The sequence below is a fragment of the Celeribacter baekdonensis genome (genome assembly GCF_003047105.1).
In the GTDB taxonomy this organism is placed as follows: domain Bacteria; phylum Pseudomonadota; class Alphaproteobacteria; order Rhodobacterales; family Rhodobacteraceae; genus Celeribacter; species Celeribacter baekdonensis_B.
In genome coordinates this window covers 3,243,325-3,259,224 of the sequence record NZ_CP028475.1, presented here as the reverse complement: position 1 = coordinate 3,259,224, position 15,900 = coordinate 3,243,325, and the positions used below count along the sequence as shown (strand labels likewise).

Here is a 15,900-nt window from a genome sequence, read left to right as displayed (position 1 = left end):
CACGTCCTTCGGACCGGCCACCACCCCGAATTGGGCGATTTCTCCGCGCTTGCCGTTCGTAGCCCAATGAAGGCACCCAGAGCGCGCCCCTATATATAATGTGTACAAAACACTCTCGTGACACACTCATATATAGAGGCCCCGAGGCACGAGCCGGCGGAGCGTGGCCCTAAGTCAACATATCACACCCTGTGATGCAACCCGGTAGCAAGACTGATCTGTCTACTTGCTCAATATCTCCGCCAAGCCCACGTCATGTCAGACCATCGTCGGTCTTTTCCAAGCGTTGCAGCGGTTGCGTGGCCCGACGCGGAGGTCTATCTGTCAAACCACCCCCACGATAATCACGGGACAAAAGGACAAAGCATGGCCGCTGACCGCACCCTTACGGACGCCGCAGAGCGTGAAAAATCGAAACGGGTTGGCGCGCTCGCAGAGCTTTGGCCCTTTATCAAACCCTATAAGCGCCTGATGGGTGCGGCCTTTGCCGCCCTCGTGCTCACCGCCTGTATTTCCCTGATCCTGCCCGTCGCCGTGCGCCGTGTGGTCGATGGCTTCCAAGAAGCGGGCGGGTTGCTTTTGGACAAATATTTTGGCGCGGCCTTGATGATCGCCGGGCTTTTGGCCCTTGGCACCGGGATGCGCTATTACCTTGTCACCCGTTTGGGCGAACGCGTGGTCGCCGACATCCGCAAATCCGTGTTTGACCGGATGATCCGCATGTCGCCTGCCTTCTACGAAAAGATCATGACCGGCGAAGTGCTCTCAAGGATCACCACCGACACCACGTTGATCCTGTCCGTCATCGGATCGTCGATCTCCGTCGCCTTGCGCAACGCCTTGATCATGATCGGCGGCTTGGCATTGATGCTGTTCACCTCGGCCAAACTTACCGGGCTCGTCCTGTTGATCGTGCCCGTGGTGATCATCCCGATCATCGTATTGGGCCGCCGCCTGCGTGTGTTGTCGCGCGAGAACCAAGACTGGATCGCCTCCTCATCGGGCACCGCCTCCGAGGCGCTTTTGTCGGCACAAACTGTGCAATCCTTCACCGCCGAAGGTCCGCAAGCCGCCCATTTTGATGAGGTCACAGAGAAAAGCTTCGCCGCCGCTCACACCCGGATCAAAACCCGCGCGGCGATGACCGTGATCGTCATTGCGCTGATCTTTTCCGGCGTGGTTGGCGTGCTTTGGATCGGCGCGCGCGATGTGCGCAACGATGTGATGTCCATCGGTGAGTTGGTGCAATTCGTGATCTACGCCATCATGGTTGCCGGCGCGTCGGGGGCCTTGTCCGAGATTTGGGGCGAATTGCAGCGCGCGGCGGGTGCGACCGAACGGTTGATCGAACTGCTCTCCTCCGACGATCCTGTTCATGACCCGGTCGATCCCAAGCCTTTCCCAACCCCGGCCAAAGGCGCGATTTCCTTTGACAATGTGCGGTTCTTTTACCCGTCACGGCCCAACAGCCCCGCTTTGGATGGTGTCTCTTTTGACGTCAAACCAGGGGAGACCGTGGCGCTTGTGGGGCCGTCCGGTGCGGGGAAATCGACGATTATTCAATTGCTTCAACGGTTTTATGACCCGCAGCAAGGCGTGATCTCCATCGACGGTCTGCCGATCCACGAGATGCTGCGCTCTGACTTCCGCCAGCACCTCGCTCTTGTGCCACAAGACCCGGTGATTTTTGCTGCCTCTGCCGCTGACAACATCCGCTTTGGCCGTCCTGACGCCACGATGGAGCAAGTCATAGCCGCCGCCAAAGCCGCCGCCGCTGACGACTTCATCGCCAAACTGCCCGAGGGCTACGACAGCTATCTGGGCGAGCGCGGCATCATGTTGTCGGGCGGGCAAAAGCAACGGGTCGCCATCGCACGCGCGATCTTGCGCGATGCGCCGATCCTGCTGTTGGACGAAGCCACCTCTGCCCTCGATTCAGAGAGCGAACAAGCCGTGCAAAAAGCGGTCGAAGACATGGCCCGCACCCGCACCACATTGATCGTGGCGCACCGGCTGGCCACCGTGAAAAAGGCCGACCGTATTTTGGTGTTTGAAGATGGACAAATCGTTGCCATGGGCACCCATGAGGCGCTTGTGGCCGAAGGTGGGCTCTATGCCCGTTTGGCCAAGTTGCAATTCACCAACGGGGAATAACACGTGGATTTCCCGTTTTCATTTTGTCACGAACCGCTGATACTTGGTAGAAATCACCTGAAACATAGGAGTTGGGTATGGGGATCTGGAATTTTGTAAAAGGCGCCGGCAAGAAGGTCTTTAAGAAAGAAGAAGACAAACCGAACGCGGATGATTTGTTGGCCGAAATCGCAGCGCTTGGCCTTCAGGCCGATGGCATCGACGTGGCCGTGGATGGCGACAAGGTTGTCTTGGGCGGCACCGCTCTGTCTCAGGAAGCCAAAGAGAAAATCATCATGGCTGCCGGCAACATCGAAGGCATCGCCTCGGTTGAAGACACGATTGCAGGTGCCGATCCGGTGTTTCACGAAGTGAAAAAGGGCGACACGCTTTGGGCCATCGCCGCCAAAACCCTTGGCAACGGCAGCCGCTACACTGAGATCTTTGAAGCCAACAAACCGATGTTGTCACACCCGGACAAAATCTACCCGGGCCAAATGTTGATCATCCCGCAGGCCTAAGCTGCACGAGGGTGAGATCCATTCTGTGTATCGTGAAAGGCGTCCTATGGGCGCCTTTTTCATGTCGCATCGCACCACGTCAACGGGCATCCCGCAACCTCAGGCGCTGCCGCATGAGACAAATCCGCCTAATTTTGTTTTTTGACCGTACACTGTCGCCAATATCGAAACAATGTCTTGGTCCGACTCATGCCCGGCGTCTAATATTATCAGGTATTTACGAGGAATCAGGCGCGGGTAGTGGGTGCGAGTGAAGAGCAAGACAAGCTGGAGGAAACAATCATTCAGCAACTGATGTTTGAACGCCAAACCCCAGGCACTGTGGTGCGTGGGCTCTTGTCTGGTCCGAACCCACCTGACCCGCTGCAAGCCGTCTTTGCTCTGACCACCATTGCCGCCGACCTGTCGGGCTGGCACGAACCCGACCTGCAAGACCTGTCATCGCGTTGTTTCGAAGAAGCCACGTTGATGATTTGCGAGCTTTGGGCCGAGGGGTTTCGCCTTACCAAACCCAAAGAGGCCGACAGCCAGACCGCCACGCCGGGGGAAAACCGCGAAGAGGCTTAGACCTTTTCCACCACCACAGACCCGACCGAATAGCCCGCGCCAAACGAACAGATCAGGCCCAAATCACCCGACGCCATGCCATCCGAATGTTTGGCAAAGGCAATGATCGACCCCGCCGAGGAGGTGTTGGCGTAGTCTTGCAAAATATTCGGTTGCTCGCCCGGCTCCGGCACCCGGCCCAGAACCTTTTTGCCGATGTAATCGTTCATCGCCTTATTGGCCTGATGCAACCAAAGGCGCTTAAGCGCCGTCGCATCAAGACCCTCGTCCGCCATGTGCTGCGCAATATGGTGCGACACCATGGGCAACACCTCTTTGAACACTTTGCGGCCGTTTTGCATGAACTGCATGTCCCGGCGATCGTCCATTTGATCATGCGCCCGGCGCAAAAAGCCCATATTGTTGCGAATGTTGTTGGAGAACTGCGTCGCGCAACGGGTCGAGCGTAGCTTGAACAGCGGCTTTTGTGCCACCTCCTCCGCCTCAAGCACCACAGCGGTGGCCACATCGCCAAAGATGAAATGGCAATCGCGGTCGCGCCACTCCAAATGCCCAGAGGTGATTTCCGGACAGATTACCAAAGCGCGTTTGACTGAGCCCGCGCGGATCATGTCAGCCGCGGCCTGAATCCCGAACGTGGCCGACGAACATGCGACATTCATATCAAAGGCAAAGCCACCCGCGCCCAAAACCTGTTGGATTTCAACCCCCATCGCCGGATAGGCACGTTCCATATTGGAGGCGGCACAGATGATCAGGTCGATGTCAGCGGCGGCCACACCCGCCATCTCAAGCGCCTTGGTCGCTGCATCCAATGCCATTTCTGCCATCATCGAGGGGGTATCATCGGCGCGCGGCGCATAGCGCGGGCACATCCGGGTAGGGTCCAAAACCCCCTCTTTGTCCATCACGTAGCGCGATTCAATGCCAGACGCGGCGGTGATGAACGCCGACGAAGACGGCGCCTTGGCCTCCACCGTTCCCGCCGCGATTTCATCGGCGTTTTCGGCATTATAAAGCGCGACATAGGCGTTAAAGGAGGCGACGAGTTCATCGTTCGAAATGGCGTAGGGCGGCGTGAACACCCCGGTCCCACTGATCACAACCTGTTGCATCACACCCCTCCCCTATGGCGCTTTGAGTGCAGGCAACCTAGTCGTGCACATCCCTGCCGTCCAGCGTTCACACCGGGCACGACCATAAACTGACGTTGCGTCGAGCCCGTCCAAGGTCCGATTTATATACGATGACGCTGCGTTGCGGGCCATGGGCGGCGTCTTGCGCGCGCCTCTGTTTGCCCGCATCATGGTCGTCGAGGAACAGACTTGGGCTTGGACCCAGGGGAGAAGGGGAGGAGACGATGCCGCAGGACTTTAGTTCGCTTGAGGCGCGCAATGCGATTGAGGCCGAGATGGACTGGGAGGCGCGTGGCGAGCCTGTGACCATCTTTGAGCGGGTGACGAAAACGGCCAAGAAATTCGCCGACCGTCCCGCGTTTTCCTATCAAATCACCTCCGGCCCAAAAGACAAGGCGGAGACGATGAGCTGGCGGGACACTCAGCAAAAGATGGTTCAGGCCGCAAACATGTTTCGCGCCCTTGGCATCGGCGAAACCGATGTTGTCGCTTACATTTTGCCCAACGCCAACGAAACCGTCGTGACCTTTTTGGGTGGGATGGTGGCCGGGATCGTGAACCCGATCAACCCGCTGTTGGAACCAGAACAGATCGCCGCGATTTTGCGCGAAACCAACGCCAAAATTGTGGTGACACTCAAGGCCTTTCCAAAGACCGACGTGGCCCAAAAAGTGGCCGAGGCGGTGCGCCATGCGCCCAATGTGAACACGGTGCTTGAGGTCGATCTTTTGCACTATCTTTCGCCGCCGAAAAAATGGATCGTCCCTTTTATTCGGCCCAAAAATCCAACTGCCGTGGCGCATCATGCCGATCTTTTGGATTTCTCGACAGAGATGGCAAAATACCCCTCCGATCGGTTGATGTTTGAGGACAGCAAAGCCGACCGCGTGGCGGCCTATTTCCACACTGGCGGCACCACAGGGATGCCGAAAGTCGCACAACATAAATACTCGGGCATGATCTACAACGGTTGGCTTGGCAGCCGCTTGTTGTTCACCGAACAAGACAACATCATGTGCCCCCTGCCCCTGTTTCACGTCTTCGCCTGTCAGGTGATCGTGATGTCTCAGATCACGTCGGGCGCGCATGGGGTCTATCCAACCCCTGCGGGCTATCGCGGCGAAGGCGTGTTCGACAATTTCTGGAAACTCTGCGAACGCTGGAAAATTTCGTTTATCATCACCGTGCCGACCGCGATTTCGGCGATGATGCAGCGCAAAGTCGATGCCGATATTTCCACCGTCAAAATCGCTTTTTCCGGGTCTGCACCCTTGCCGGTTGAACTGTACAAACGGTTCGAAGCGGCGGCAGGCGTTGAGATCATCGAAGGCTACGGCCTGACCGAGGCGACCTGTCTTGTGGCCGTAAACCCCATTGGCGGAATGAAGAAAATCGGCTCTGTCGGCATTCCTTTCCCGCACACCGATGTCAAAATCCTGCGCCATACGCCCGAAGGCCCGGTGGAATGCGATGTCGATGAGGTGGGCGAGATTTGTATCGACAGCCCGGGCGTATTCCCCGGCTCGACCTATACGGAAAAAGACAAAAACCACGACCTGTTCCACCATGATGTCTATCTGCGCACCGGGGATTTGGGTCGGATTGATGCCGATGGCTACATTTGGATCACCGGGCGCGCCAAGGATTTGATCATCCGTGGGGGCCATAACATTGACCCTGCTGAGATCGAAGAAGCCTTGGCAGGGCATGAGGCGGTCGGCTTTGTCGGGGCGATTGGGCAACCCGACGCACATGCGGGTGAAATCCCCTGCGCCTATGTCGAATTGGTCGATGGCGCGCGTGTGACGCCCGAGGAATTGATGGCCTATGCCAAAGTCCACATTCACGAACGCGCTGCGATCCCGAAACACATCGAGATTCTGGACGAGTTGCCGAAAACCGCTGTCGGCAAAGTGTTCAAACCGGACCTGCGCAAACGCGCGATCACCCGGATTTACAACGGCGCGCTTGAGACAGAAGGTCTCTCTGCGCGGGTGATTCATGTGGTCGACGACAAAAAGCGGGGCCTTGTGGCGCAGGTTGACCCGGTAGCCAAATCCGAAGACGCGGCTGTGGCTCAAATCCTGGGGCGCTTCACCAACCCATGGGAATGGGCTGAGTAACCCCTGAGCGATTGAAACGAAAAGCCCGGTGGATTCCGGGCTTTTCAACTTTCCCAAAAGAGACATTGGGCGGGCGAACTAAAAAATCTTAAAATTTGAGCTAAATCATATCAAGTTAACCGAATTTCAACCCTCTATACGCCATGATTGTGCCCAGATCGCTGTTTAGCGTGGTCTCATTGCGATCAAAGCTCTGGACGACAGGGCATCACGAAAGGCAAAACCCATGGTTGTTGGACTTATCCTTTTCTCGTCTGTAGCCGCCGCTCTGGTGTCCGGCTTGGGTCTTGCGCTTGGGATGCCCATTTGGGCAGTGCTGGTCGCATATCCGTTCATTGGGTCGCTCACCTTGCTGTCCTCTGCGGCCATGGTTTACTCCCGCGAAGCCCATGCACAACACGATGATCAAAGCCAACACGAAGACCTTGCCACCGTTTAAAAGCGGCAGATGTTTCAGACCTCAGTTGAACAGCTATGTGTGCGGCCCGTCTGGGCGGGTCTCCCTTCTGGCAGGGGCGCCCTCTCGGCCCTTTCCCCCTATGAGTCGCAGCCAGCAATAGTGATGGCCTTGGCCGACTGAAATCACAGAACCGGGGGTGTATTCTACGACACCCCACCAAAAGGTAACTCACCGCTCCGCCCGTCACGCACAGCCTGTTAGCCCTGCAGGCTCGCGTTGCCATGCGTCAAGACCAGGTGCCGTTTTAAATTTATTTTCATATGGGGAGAATAGATCGCCCTGCCCGCGCGTAACTCTCATATGGAATGGCAAGAGGCCATTCGAAACACGCAAGGGACATCAATATGACCATGAAACTTTCTGCCGTTATCGCACTCGCCTTTCTCACCGCCACCAGCGGCCAAGCCTTCGCCGGGGCGTACGGCAAATCCTACACCTCGACCTCTGGCGCAGCGATGACAGCCGTGTCATCTCAGGTGTTGACAGACAAAAATGGCATGACACTTTACGTCTTTGACAAAGATGCAAAGGGCGTCTCCAATTGCAACGGTGACTGCGCCGACAATTGGCCCCCGTTCGCCGCCAAAGCCGACGCCAAAGCCAAAGATGGCTTTTCCATCATCAGCCGCAAAGATGGCAGCCTTCAGTGGGCCAAAGACGGGGCTCCGCTCTATTATTGGGTTGGCGACAGCGCGCCGGGTGACACCAATGGCGACGGCATTGGTGGTGTTTGGCATCTTGCGCATTGAGATCGGCCGGGGGCTGGCCGTGTCACGCGCTGGCTCCTAACCGTCCCTCTCATCCCCCGGCAAGGCGCAGGATTGACCCCCTGAGCGCCTTGCACCTTAGCTGTCTTTTGTTTTGACCTTGCGCCGGTGTTGATGAAAGATGACATGCGTGCAAAACGCGGTAGCCCTGAGCACGGTATGACACCTGAAGCGTTCAAAGCAGAAATGATCCCCCTCCTGCCGCGCTTGCGGCGTTTTGCGTTAAGTTTGACGCGATCGAACGCGGATGCGGATGATCTCTTGCAAGAGGCCTGTGCCACAGCGCTGCAAAAATGGCAGTCCTACGACCCGATGCAGCCCATGGACCGCTGGCTCTTTCGACTTGTTCGCAACATCTGGATCAGCGAAATACGCAAACGAAACGTGCGGCACGGTCGGGGACTTGTCCCCGCTGAAGACAGCACGGAACTCAGAACGGATGAGACGTCCGAAGATCGTCTCAATGCGATACAGGTCCAAGCAAAGGTCAGCGACCTTCCAGACGAGTTGGCACAACCTTTGATGTTGGTTTGCGCCGAAGGGTACAGTTACCGCGAGGTTGCGGATTTACTAGACATTCCAATTGGGACCGTGATGAGCCGTGTTCATCGGGCTCGCAAAACGCTTGCAGCCCATTTTTCCGCGTCGGAGGTCACCGTACAATGACAGATATTTCATTGAAATTAAGCGCCTATTTGGACGGTGAGCTGGGCCCAACGGAACATGCGGACATCGAAACACTGTTGGAGAACGACCCTGACGTCCAACGCGCCTTTGAGGCACTCATGGACGCTGAAGCACAGGCCATGTCGGATTTTGACGCACAGCTCACCCTGCCCGTGCCCCTTGAGCTTATACGCCAGATCAAAGACACCCCGCTCGCCCCAAAACCTATAGCAAAACGGCCTATGGTGCGGCCGATCTGGGGGCTCTTGGCCGCCAGCCTTGTGATGTTGGTGCTGGGCGGCACAGGTGGGTTCTTGTTGGGCATGCGCTCCCCTGAGCCGACCACAGGGTGGCTGGGAGAAATTGCCGACTATCATGCCATCTATTCAGAACAAGAGCGGCATTTGGTTGAAGTCAACGCCAGCGAACCAGAGCACATCACCGCATGGCTCGGCAAAACGCTTGGCATGCCTGTCTCGATTCCCGATTTGTCGGCGTTTGATCTGACATTCGTGGGTGGACGCTTATTGGTGGCGCGCGCGCAACCGGTTGCCCAATTGATGTACCGCCTGCCGGACGGAACCGTGGTCGCGCTGTGTTTCAAACGAGGCGGCGAGGCGACGGGCGATGCACGATCGTTTGAGACCCAGTCGATCAACGGCTTTGATCTTGTGTCCTGGAGCACGCATGGTGGGGATTACGTTGTGATTGGTCCGAATGGCCTGCCCAATCTGGCAGAAATCGCCACACAAGCCTCAACAAGCCTCTAATCCACCACACGCATCATATTGAAAATGGTGCAGGTGAGAGGAAATTCTCGAACCAATCCGGCCTCAAATAGCCGTAGGCGGTAGGTCAAGTAAAAATGGTGCTGCTGGAGCGCAATGAATACCCCTATATATAGAACTCATGCGCATGCAAATTCGCCGCAATACGTATAAAAATAAGGTTTTTTGAGGCTTTTTACAATCAAGCCATATCAATTAAAATCATCTCATACTACATATAGAGGGTGGATATTAGGGTGGATAGGAATTTACATCCCTCAAGGTGATTTTAGAAATGCGGGCTTTAAATCGACTTTCGGCTAAATCTCTAAACTCGTTTGCGGCAGGTAAATACGCCGATGGCGGTGGCCTATGGTTTGTAAAACGTGATGGTGGCGGAGCCCAATGGGTTTTGCGCGTCACAGTCCACGGTAGACGCCGCGAGATGGGCCTTGGCGGCTTCCCTGACACATCCCTAGCTCAAGCCCGCAAACTGGCTCAGAGCGCCCGCGTACAGTCCAAAGATGGCACAGACCCCATCAAGGCGCGTGAGAAATCCAAACGGACCGCCCAGCGCAACCTAAACATTCTCAGTGATATTGCCGTTGATGCCTATGAGAGTCGCAAAGCCGAACTGAAAGACGATGGCAATGCAGGCAGGTGGTTTAGCCCGCTCGAATTACACGTCCTACCAAAGCTCGGCAAAGTCCCTGTGGCGGAATTGGATCAAATCGACATTCGCGACACCCTTAGCCCGATCTGGCATGAAAAGGCACACACCGCGAAAAAGGCGCTCAACCGTCTCAGCATTTGCCTAAGACACGCGGCGGCACTTGGCCTTGATGTGGACTTGCAAGCAACGGAAAAAGCCCGTGCCCTTTTGGGCAATCAGCGCCACGAAACGCAACACATTCCCGCAATGCCGTGGAAAGATGTGCCCCATTTTTACGCATCTCTCAGCGATGGCACCGTCACGCATCTAGCACTACGCTTGCTTATCCTGACTGGCCTGCGCTCAAAGCCGATCCGCTTTGCCCATGTCGATCAAATTGTCGGTGATGTCTGGACCGTGCCTGCTGCGCTTTTAAAGGGCCGTAAGGGCGCAACACAGGACTTTCGCGTGCCCCTATCCCGCGAGGCCATTTCCGTTATCAAGGAAAGCAAGCGCCATGCCCGTGAAGGCTTTCTATTTCCAAATGTGCGCAAGGGTGTTTTGTCAGACGCAACCATGAGCCGCTACATGGAGCGATGCCAAATGATGTATCGTCCGCATGGGTTTAGATCGTCATTTCGTGACTGGATCGCAGAGACCACACAAACACCAAACGACATTGCGGAAATTGCCATTGGTCATGTAGGCGGCGGAACAGTTGAGCGCTCTTACAAGCGCACCGATTTTTTAGAACAACGGCGTGAATTGCATGAGCAATGGGCGCAACACGTTTCCGTCGCAACGGAACAAATTATGAGGAGCACCTAAGTGTTCTGGCCTGCCAATGATGAAAATATAATTCCATTCCACATGGTGTCTGAGGTTATGGGCAATTTCGGCCGCGATGTCATAATTCGCAAAATGACTATAGAAGGCCAACTGACGGCGAGCACGAGAACTTGGTCGGAACGCTGCCTAACAAGCGGAATTGTAGCGCGAGAAGAATCCGCCCTCTTCGTAAGAGACTTCATGCACATTTGTGTTTTGGCAAAACTCTTAGCGGCCTACCCCGCAACTCTTTACTCTCCAACTGGAAATAAAATGAAGGTGAGTGAACATTTTTTCTATCACGGAGACGGATTGGATTGGGTCGCACTTCAGTTTCCTTTGGACGAGCAATCTGAGTTGGAGAACCTATTTCGGCTAGCTGCCAAAAATAGGCTTACACATGCAGCACTGGCAGATCGGTTTTGTTTCATTAATCCAATGTTCGGAACGATAGAGATAAAGAATAATTCAGAGACATTGTGTCAAGATTTCGGAGACAGCCCCAGAGACAGAAACAAGCTAATAACTCTTGTTAGCGAGTTTAAAGGTTGGTCCCTTTTCTGGAACGATGATGAACTACCCACCCCGCTCGAGTGGGCAAATAGGCTTTTCCCGTCTCGGGAATTTGACTGGAAGTGGGATGAGTTTTTTAGTCACGACACTACAAAGCAATCTCGCCTTGAGCAGGTCTTGGACGAAGTATTGCAGGTATACCCTAACGGAAAGACAGATAGTTGGGAGCTAGTCGATAAGCGAACGGGCCATTCTAGACGTCAAATCATGCGCGCACTTGAGGCATTGGGCCGCCTTGATTGGAAAGACCGAAGTGGGCGAGAATAGGTCGCCCACCCTCGGCCCACTTGCCCAGCTTTCCTGATTGAACCTGTAAATGCACACTCTCAGCCATCGTCAATATAAACGAAGGCTAAGACATGACTATCACCGACCCCCTATTAAAAGCCCGAGAAGCCGCTGCGCATCTCGGCATATCCGAACCGACCTTTTGGCGACATGTCGGGAAAGGCACTTTGCCCAAACCGGTTAAGCTCGGCGCAAATTCACGCTGGCCGCGCTCTGAAATCCTCGGATTTATTGAGGCTGCCAAAGCCAAACGCATCGACACATAGAAACAGCCCCGCCTTTGAGGACGGGGCCGTTAGGTCGTTTGCTACACATTCACCCTACACAGCTTCCGTCCTTTCGGCAAACGATAGGACTTTTAAAATGAGACATAATCAACATTGGCACTCTAGCCCGACCCAAATCTATTGGGTGTGCAGCAACCTAATTGCAGGGCGCACGCTGACACATAAAACCGAAATCCGTGAGGTCAAAGGTTGGCGACTTGCGGCAGTCATTCACAAACTCAAGAAAGACCACGATTGGCCGATCCAAGACAGCTATCGCGGCAAGGACAACATCAAGCACTATTGGCTGGACCCAAGCGCAGACCCGATGGTGCTGGATCTACCGCCCAGCGCACAGCACCTCAAAGATGCGATGAAAGGCCTCGCCCTATGAGACACGACAAAGACAATTACCCCGCAATCGCACTCATAGCTCAAGGTGGTCGTTTTTACCTTGTCGCAGGCCAAGCATGGGACAGCACGAGCAAAGGGACACTGCCGCTTGGCAGTGTCACCTGCGAAACCACAGCCAAGCGCCTATGGAGTGCCTTGCATAGAAAATTGGATCCAGACCCATGGCTAAGATGAAAAACCCACGGGGCCGCAAGGAAACGAGTGAGCATTTCACCAAATTACTGCGCAATACGATGCAGACGCCCGCTTGGCGGGCGCTCTCACCCAAGGCACAGGCGCTTTATCCATGGTTTAAGCTCGAATGGCATGGCCCAAATATGAACAACAACGGCGCAATTCGGTTTAGCGTGAGACAGGCCGCGCAGGCGCTGGGCGTAAGCAGCAATGACACGGCTGCGAAGGCCATCCATGAACTGCAAGCCAAAGGGTTCTTGGTGGTGCGAGAAATGGCTAGGCTCGGCACTTCGGGGGCGGCACGGTCAACGGCGTTTGAAATCACAGAGCTGTCGATGCCACACTCTGGTGATGCAACAGGGCGCAAGTTGTATTTGGAATGGTCAAAACACAACGATTTTCCCGTATATAAAATGCCCGCAAACAACCCAAAGGGCAGAAACGGGAAACAAAACCCTATCCTAAAAATCGTGACTGATAGTCCCAATAGATAGGACGAACAAAGAAAGCGCGTCCTGATTTTTGGGATGTGCTTTCCTAATATTTGGGACGTACAGAGTGAAATTAAGAAGGTGGTCATCCCTAAATCTAGGACATCCTTAGTCTACCAGACTAGAGGCACATCACACCACACTGTCACATCGAATAAGCAGCTTGCTTTTCTGAGCGCGGCTGACCGCCCTAACATGTTGGAAAACTCATTCCTGAAAGACGGGTACAAAACACCTTAGGGGGATATTAGGGTGGATCAAATCGTCAGACCTGCACGCAAGCCTTTGATCTATAATATTAATATTGTGAAAAATGGTGCTGCTGGAGAGAATTGAACTCTCGACCTCTCCCTTACCAAGGGAGTGCTCTACCTCTGAGCTACAGCAGCGCCGGATCGGGTGGGGCAAAAGCCCCTCACCGTGGGCGGCTAATTAGACGTGATCGGGCGGCGGCGCAAGCGCAATTTCATGAAAAATTTGACCGAGGGCGAAGTTTCTCACGCCGCACGCGAAACAGCGTATAGGGGAAACGCGCCGCTAGAGGGCCAAGGCCCGTGCAAAGGCTGGACGGGACAGCCCGCTTTGGCTACATGAACCCCTATGGAAAACAAATCCGATCCCACCCGGAAAAGCGGCAAACCCGCGCCAAAAGGCCGCGAAGAGCGCCTTAAGGCCGCGTTGAAGGCGAACCTTGCCCGGCGCAAGGCCCAAAGCCGCGCGCGCAGTGCTTCCGAGGGCACGGACAATAAAGACGAGTGAGGCGGCATGGATTCGATTTTGGTGCGCGGCAATGGGCCGGTGACTGGGGATATTGAGATTGCGGGGGCAAAAAACGCCTGTCTGACGCTCATGCCCGCCACACTTTTGTCTGAGGAGCCGCTGACGCTGACCAATGCGCCGCGCCTCTCGGACATCAAAACCATGACTGCGCTTTTGGCCTCTCTGGGGGCTGAAATCAGCAGCCTGCAAGAGGGTAAGGTGTTGACCATGTCCTCGCATGCAGACCTCAACCCGGTGGCGGATTACGAAATCGTACGCAAAATGCGCGCCTCCAATTTGGTGCTCGGCCCGCTCTTGGCGCGTCTGGGCCATGCGGTTGTGTCGCTGCCCGGCGGTTGCGCAATTGGTGCGCGCCCGATGGATTTGCACACCACAGCACTTGAAGCCCTTGGCGCAGAGATTGAGTTGAAAGACGGTTATCTTCACGCCACGACACGGGGCGGGCTTAAAGGTGCCGTGCATAAAATGCGTTTTCCCTCTGTGGGCGCGACCGAGAATTTCGTCATGGCCGCGAGTTTGGCCAAGGGCACATCCGTGTTGGAAAATGCCGCACGCGAACCGGAGATCGTCGATCTTGTCGCCTGTTTGAAAAAGATGGGCGCACAGATTGAGGGCGAAGGCACGGATCGGATCGAAATTCAGGGCGTAGACCGCCTACACGGCGCAACGCATCCGGTGGTGACCGACCGGATCGAATTGGGCACATTCATGCTGGCGCCTGCGATCTGTGGCGGCGAAGTGACCTGTTTGGGCGGCAAACTGTCCTTGGTCGAAAGCTTTGTCACCAAATTGAACGAGGCAGGCATCGAGGTAACGGAAACCGCGCGCGGCCTGACCGTCAAACGCACTGGCGACCGGGTCAAGGCCGTCAATGTGACGACCGAACCCTTCCCCGGCTTTCCGACCGACCTTCAGGCGCAAATGATGGCCCTGTTGTGCACCGCAACGGGCACGTCTGTGTTGGAAGAAACCATCTTTGAAAACCGCTTTATGCATGCTCCCGAATTGATCCGCATGGGCGCACAGATTGAGGTCCACGGCGGCCATGCCACGGTGCATGGCGTTGAGCGCCTCAAAGGTGCGCAAGTGATGGCCACCGACCTGCGCGCCTCTGTATCGCTGATCTTGGCGGGTCTGGCCGCCGAGGGCGAAACCGTCGTCAGCCGGGTCTATCACTTGGACCGCGGTTATGAATTCGTCGAGAAAAAACTATCCGGCATTGGCGCTCATATCGAGCGGATCAAAGCATAAAGGAACACCCCATGGTCGAAGACGCACGGTTTGAAGACGGCGGCGAAGAGCCGATTTATCTCAAGGCCTTAGATGCAGAAGATCTGACCGTGATTTCGGCGCTGGCGCAGGATGCCATCGTGCCGATGGGGGAGATTTCCTATGACGCCACTCAGCGCCGCTTTGCCATGTTGATCAACCGCTTTCGCTGGGAAGACGTCGAAACGGCGGCCAAACGTGGGCGTCCGGTCGAGCGTGTCCAAGCGGTTTTGGTGTTTGACGATGTCATGGCGGCGCGTTCCTCGGGTATTTCTGCGGCAGACAAAGACATGGTGCTGTCCCTCTTGCATATTGCCTTTGTCCCCGGCCTGGACGGCACGGGTTGCATTGAGGTCACACTCGCCGGCGACGGCCAAATCGCGCTGGACATCGAAACGATTGACGTGACACTCAAAGATGTCACGCGTCCCTATATCGCGCCCTCACATAAGGTTCCGGCCCACGACAAATGATCCTCTTTTGGATTTTTAAACACCTTTTTCGGCACGCATATCACAACGCACAATTTGCTCATTCTTTTGAAAGGCCACTTCATGAAACGGATCACACTCGCGCTCGCCTGCGCTCTTGGCTTTGCCGCACTCTCTCAGCCGAGCCTCGCCAAAGACATCACTGGCGTCGAAGCCATCGACAAAGATTTTGGCATGTATACGTTGAATTGGGAGCCCCGTGGGATGACTCTTATCCGCTGGGAAATCTACAATTCAAACGGCTTTCTCGTGGTCTGCGGCGGGTATTCAAGCTCTGGCGGCAGCATCCCATTCAGACTGTCAAAAAAGGCATTGCATGCCGGCCGTATCTCCATGGATGATAAGGTGATCGTGAAAGATTTGAGCTTCTTCTCCATCCTCAAAAACTCGAATCAAAAGAACGAACATGTTGGTGAACCTGCCAATTGTTACATCACCGACACCCCGACACCGGGAAAGACCGAAAAGCCAAAATTCAATATCTATATCGCGAAGGATACGTTCCGCTACTAAGTCAGACAGGACAGGCATGCC

18 protein-coding genes and 1 tRNA gene are annotated in these 15,900 nt (G+C 55.3%); 17 read left to right on the top strand and 2 right to left on the bottom strand.

What is annotated here, in order from left to right:
* Window positions 1-366: 366 nt before the first annotated feature.
* From DA792_RS19660 to DA792_RS19650, 3 genes are all read left to right on the top strand, one after another.
* Window positions 367-2,154, top strand: coding sequence for an ABC transporter transmembrane domain-containing protein (locus DA792_RS19660; protein WP_107722267.1), 1,788 nt, complete (start codon window positions 367-369; stop codon window positions 2,152-2,154).
* A 77-nt stretch (window positions 2,155-2,231) separates the two neighbouring features.
* Window positions 2,232-2,654 carry a peptidoglycan-binding protein LysM gene (gene lysM / locus DA792_RS19655; RefSeq protein ID WP_107722265.1) on the top strand — a complete coding sequence of 141 codons (423 nt, stop codon included), beginning with the start codon at window positions 2,232-2,234 and terminating at the stop codon, window positions 2,652-2,654.
* A gap of 240 nt (window positions 2,655-2,894) precedes the next feature.
* Window positions 2,895-3,221 (top strand): hypothetical protein, encoded by a 327-nt coding sequence (locus DA792_RS19650; protein ID WP_107722263.1) that lies wholly within the window; start codon window positions 2,895-2,897, stop codon window positions 3,219-3,221.
* On the opposite strand, the gene DA792_RS19645 is transcribed toward DA792_RS19650, so the two are convergent.
* Entirely contained in the window at window positions 3,218-4,336 is a 1,119-nt protein-coding gene (locus DA792_RS19645; RefSeq protein ID WP_107722261.1) for a beta-ketoacyl-ACP synthase III, read from the bottom strand. The two genes, DA792_RS19650 and DA792_RS19645, sit on opposite strands and share 4 nt — an antisense overlap.
* Before the next feature lie 245 nt (window positions 4,337-4,581).
* On the opposite strand from DA792_RS19645, the gene DA792_RS19640 reads away from it, so the two are divergent.
* The 10 genes from DA792_RS19640 (at window position 4,582) to DA792_RS19595 (ending at window position 12,829) form a co-directional block, all read left to right on the top strand.
* Entirely contained in the window at window positions 4,582-6,480 is a 1,899-nt protein-coding gene (locus DA792_RS19640) for an acyl-CoA synthetase (protein ID WP_107722259.1), read from the top strand.
* A gap of 226 nt (window positions 6,481-6,706) precedes the next feature.
* On the top strand, window positions 6,707-6,919 hold the full coding sequence (locus tag DA792_RS19635) for a hypothetical protein (RefSeq protein ID WP_107722257.1): 213 nt from the start codon (window positions 6,707-6,709) through the stop codon (window positions 6,917-6,919).
* A gap of 365 nt (window positions 6,920-7,284) precedes the next feature.
* On the top strand, window positions 7,285-7,689 hold the full coding sequence (locus DA792_RS19630) for a COG4315 family predicted lipoprotein (protein ID WP_107722255.1): 405 nt from the start codon (window positions 7,285-7,287) through the stop codon (window positions 7,687-7,689).
* Between the two features lie 132 nt (window positions 7,690-7,821).
* Window positions 7,822-8,373 (top strand): RNA polymerase sigma factor, encoded by a 552-nt coding sequence (locus tag DA792_RS19625; RefSeq protein WP_254679323.1) that lies wholly within the window; start codon window positions 7,822-7,824, stop codon window positions 8,371-8,373.
* Entirely contained in the window at window positions 8,370-9,143 is a 774-nt protein-coding gene (locus DA792_RS19620; RefSeq protein ID WP_107722251.1) for an anti-sigma factor family protein, read from the top strand. Before DA792_RS19625 ends, DA792_RS19620 begins: the two co-directional genes overlap by 4 nt.
* Window positions 9,144-9,435: 292 nt before the next feature.
* Window positions 9,436-10,620 carry a tyrosine-type recombinase/integrase gene (locus DA792_RS19615; RefSeq protein WP_107722250.1) on the top strand — a complete coding sequence of 395 codons (1,185 nt, stop codon included), beginning with the start codon at window positions 9,436-9,438 and terminating at the stop codon, window positions 10,618-10,620.
* Window positions 10,621-11,460, top strand: coding sequence for a hypothetical protein (locus tag DA792_RS19610; protein WP_107722248.1), 840 nt, complete (start codon window positions 10,621-10,623; stop codon window positions 11,458-11,460).
* 92 nt (window positions 11,461-11,552) lie between these two features.
* Window positions 11,553-11,747: a helix-turn-helix transcriptional regulator gene (locus tag DA792_RS19605; protein ID WP_107722246.1), complete on the top strand. Its 195-nt coding sequence runs from the start codon at window positions 11,553-11,555 to the stop codon at window positions 11,745-11,747.
* Window positions 11,748-11,844: 97 nt separating this feature from the next.
* Window positions 11,845-12,141: a hypothetical protein gene (locus tag DA792_RS19600; protein ID WP_107722244.1), complete on the top strand. Its 297-nt coding sequence runs from the start codon at window positions 11,845-11,847 to the stop codon at window positions 12,139-12,141.
* Between the two features lie 181 nt (window positions 12,142-12,322).
* Window positions 12,323-12,829, top strand: coding sequence for a helix-turn-helix domain-containing protein (locus tag DA792_RS19595; RefSeq protein WP_254679322.1), 507 nt, complete (start codon window positions 12,323-12,325; stop codon window positions 12,827-12,829).
* Between the two features lie 311 nt (window positions 12,830-13,140).
* On the opposite strand, the gene DA792_RS19590 is transcribed toward DA792_RS19595, so the two are convergent.
* Window positions 13,141-13,215: transfer RNA gene (locus tag DA792_RS19590), tRNA-Thr, on the bottom strand.
* 211 nt (window positions 13,216-13,426) lie between these two features.
* On the opposite strand from DA792_RS19590, the gene DA792_RS22480 reads away from it, so the two are divergent.
* The 4 genes from DA792_RS22480 to DA792_RS19575 all read left to right on the top strand — a co-directional run bounded on the left by DA792_RS22480 (window position 13,427) and on the right by DA792_RS19575 (window position 15,879).
* Window positions 13,427-13,585 (top strand): hypothetical protein, encoded by a 159-nt coding sequence (locus DA792_RS22480; protein ID WP_199908094.1) that lies wholly within the window; start codon window positions 13,427-13,429, stop codon window positions 13,583-13,585.
* Window positions 13,586-13,591: 6 nt separating this feature from the next.
* Window positions 13,592-14,857 (top strand): UDP-N-acetylglucosamine 1-carboxyvinyltransferase, encoded by a 1,266-nt coding sequence (murA, locus tag DA792_RS19585; RefSeq protein ID WP_107722242.1) that lies wholly within the window; start codon window positions 13,592-13,594, stop codon window positions 14,855-14,857.
* 11 nt (window positions 14,858-14,868) lie between these two features.
* Window positions 14,869-15,348, top strand: coding sequence for a DUF2948 family protein (locus DA792_RS19580; RefSeq protein ID WP_107722241.1), 480 nt, complete (start codon window positions 14,869-14,871; stop codon window positions 15,346-15,348).
* Between the two features lie 81 nt (window positions 15,349-15,429).
* On the top strand, window positions 15,430-15,879 hold the full coding sequence (locus DA792_RS19575; RefSeq protein ID WP_107722239.1) for a hypothetical protein: 450 nt from the start codon (window positions 15,430-15,432) through the stop codon (window positions 15,877-15,879).
* Window positions 15,880-15,900 lie beyond the last annotated feature (21 nt).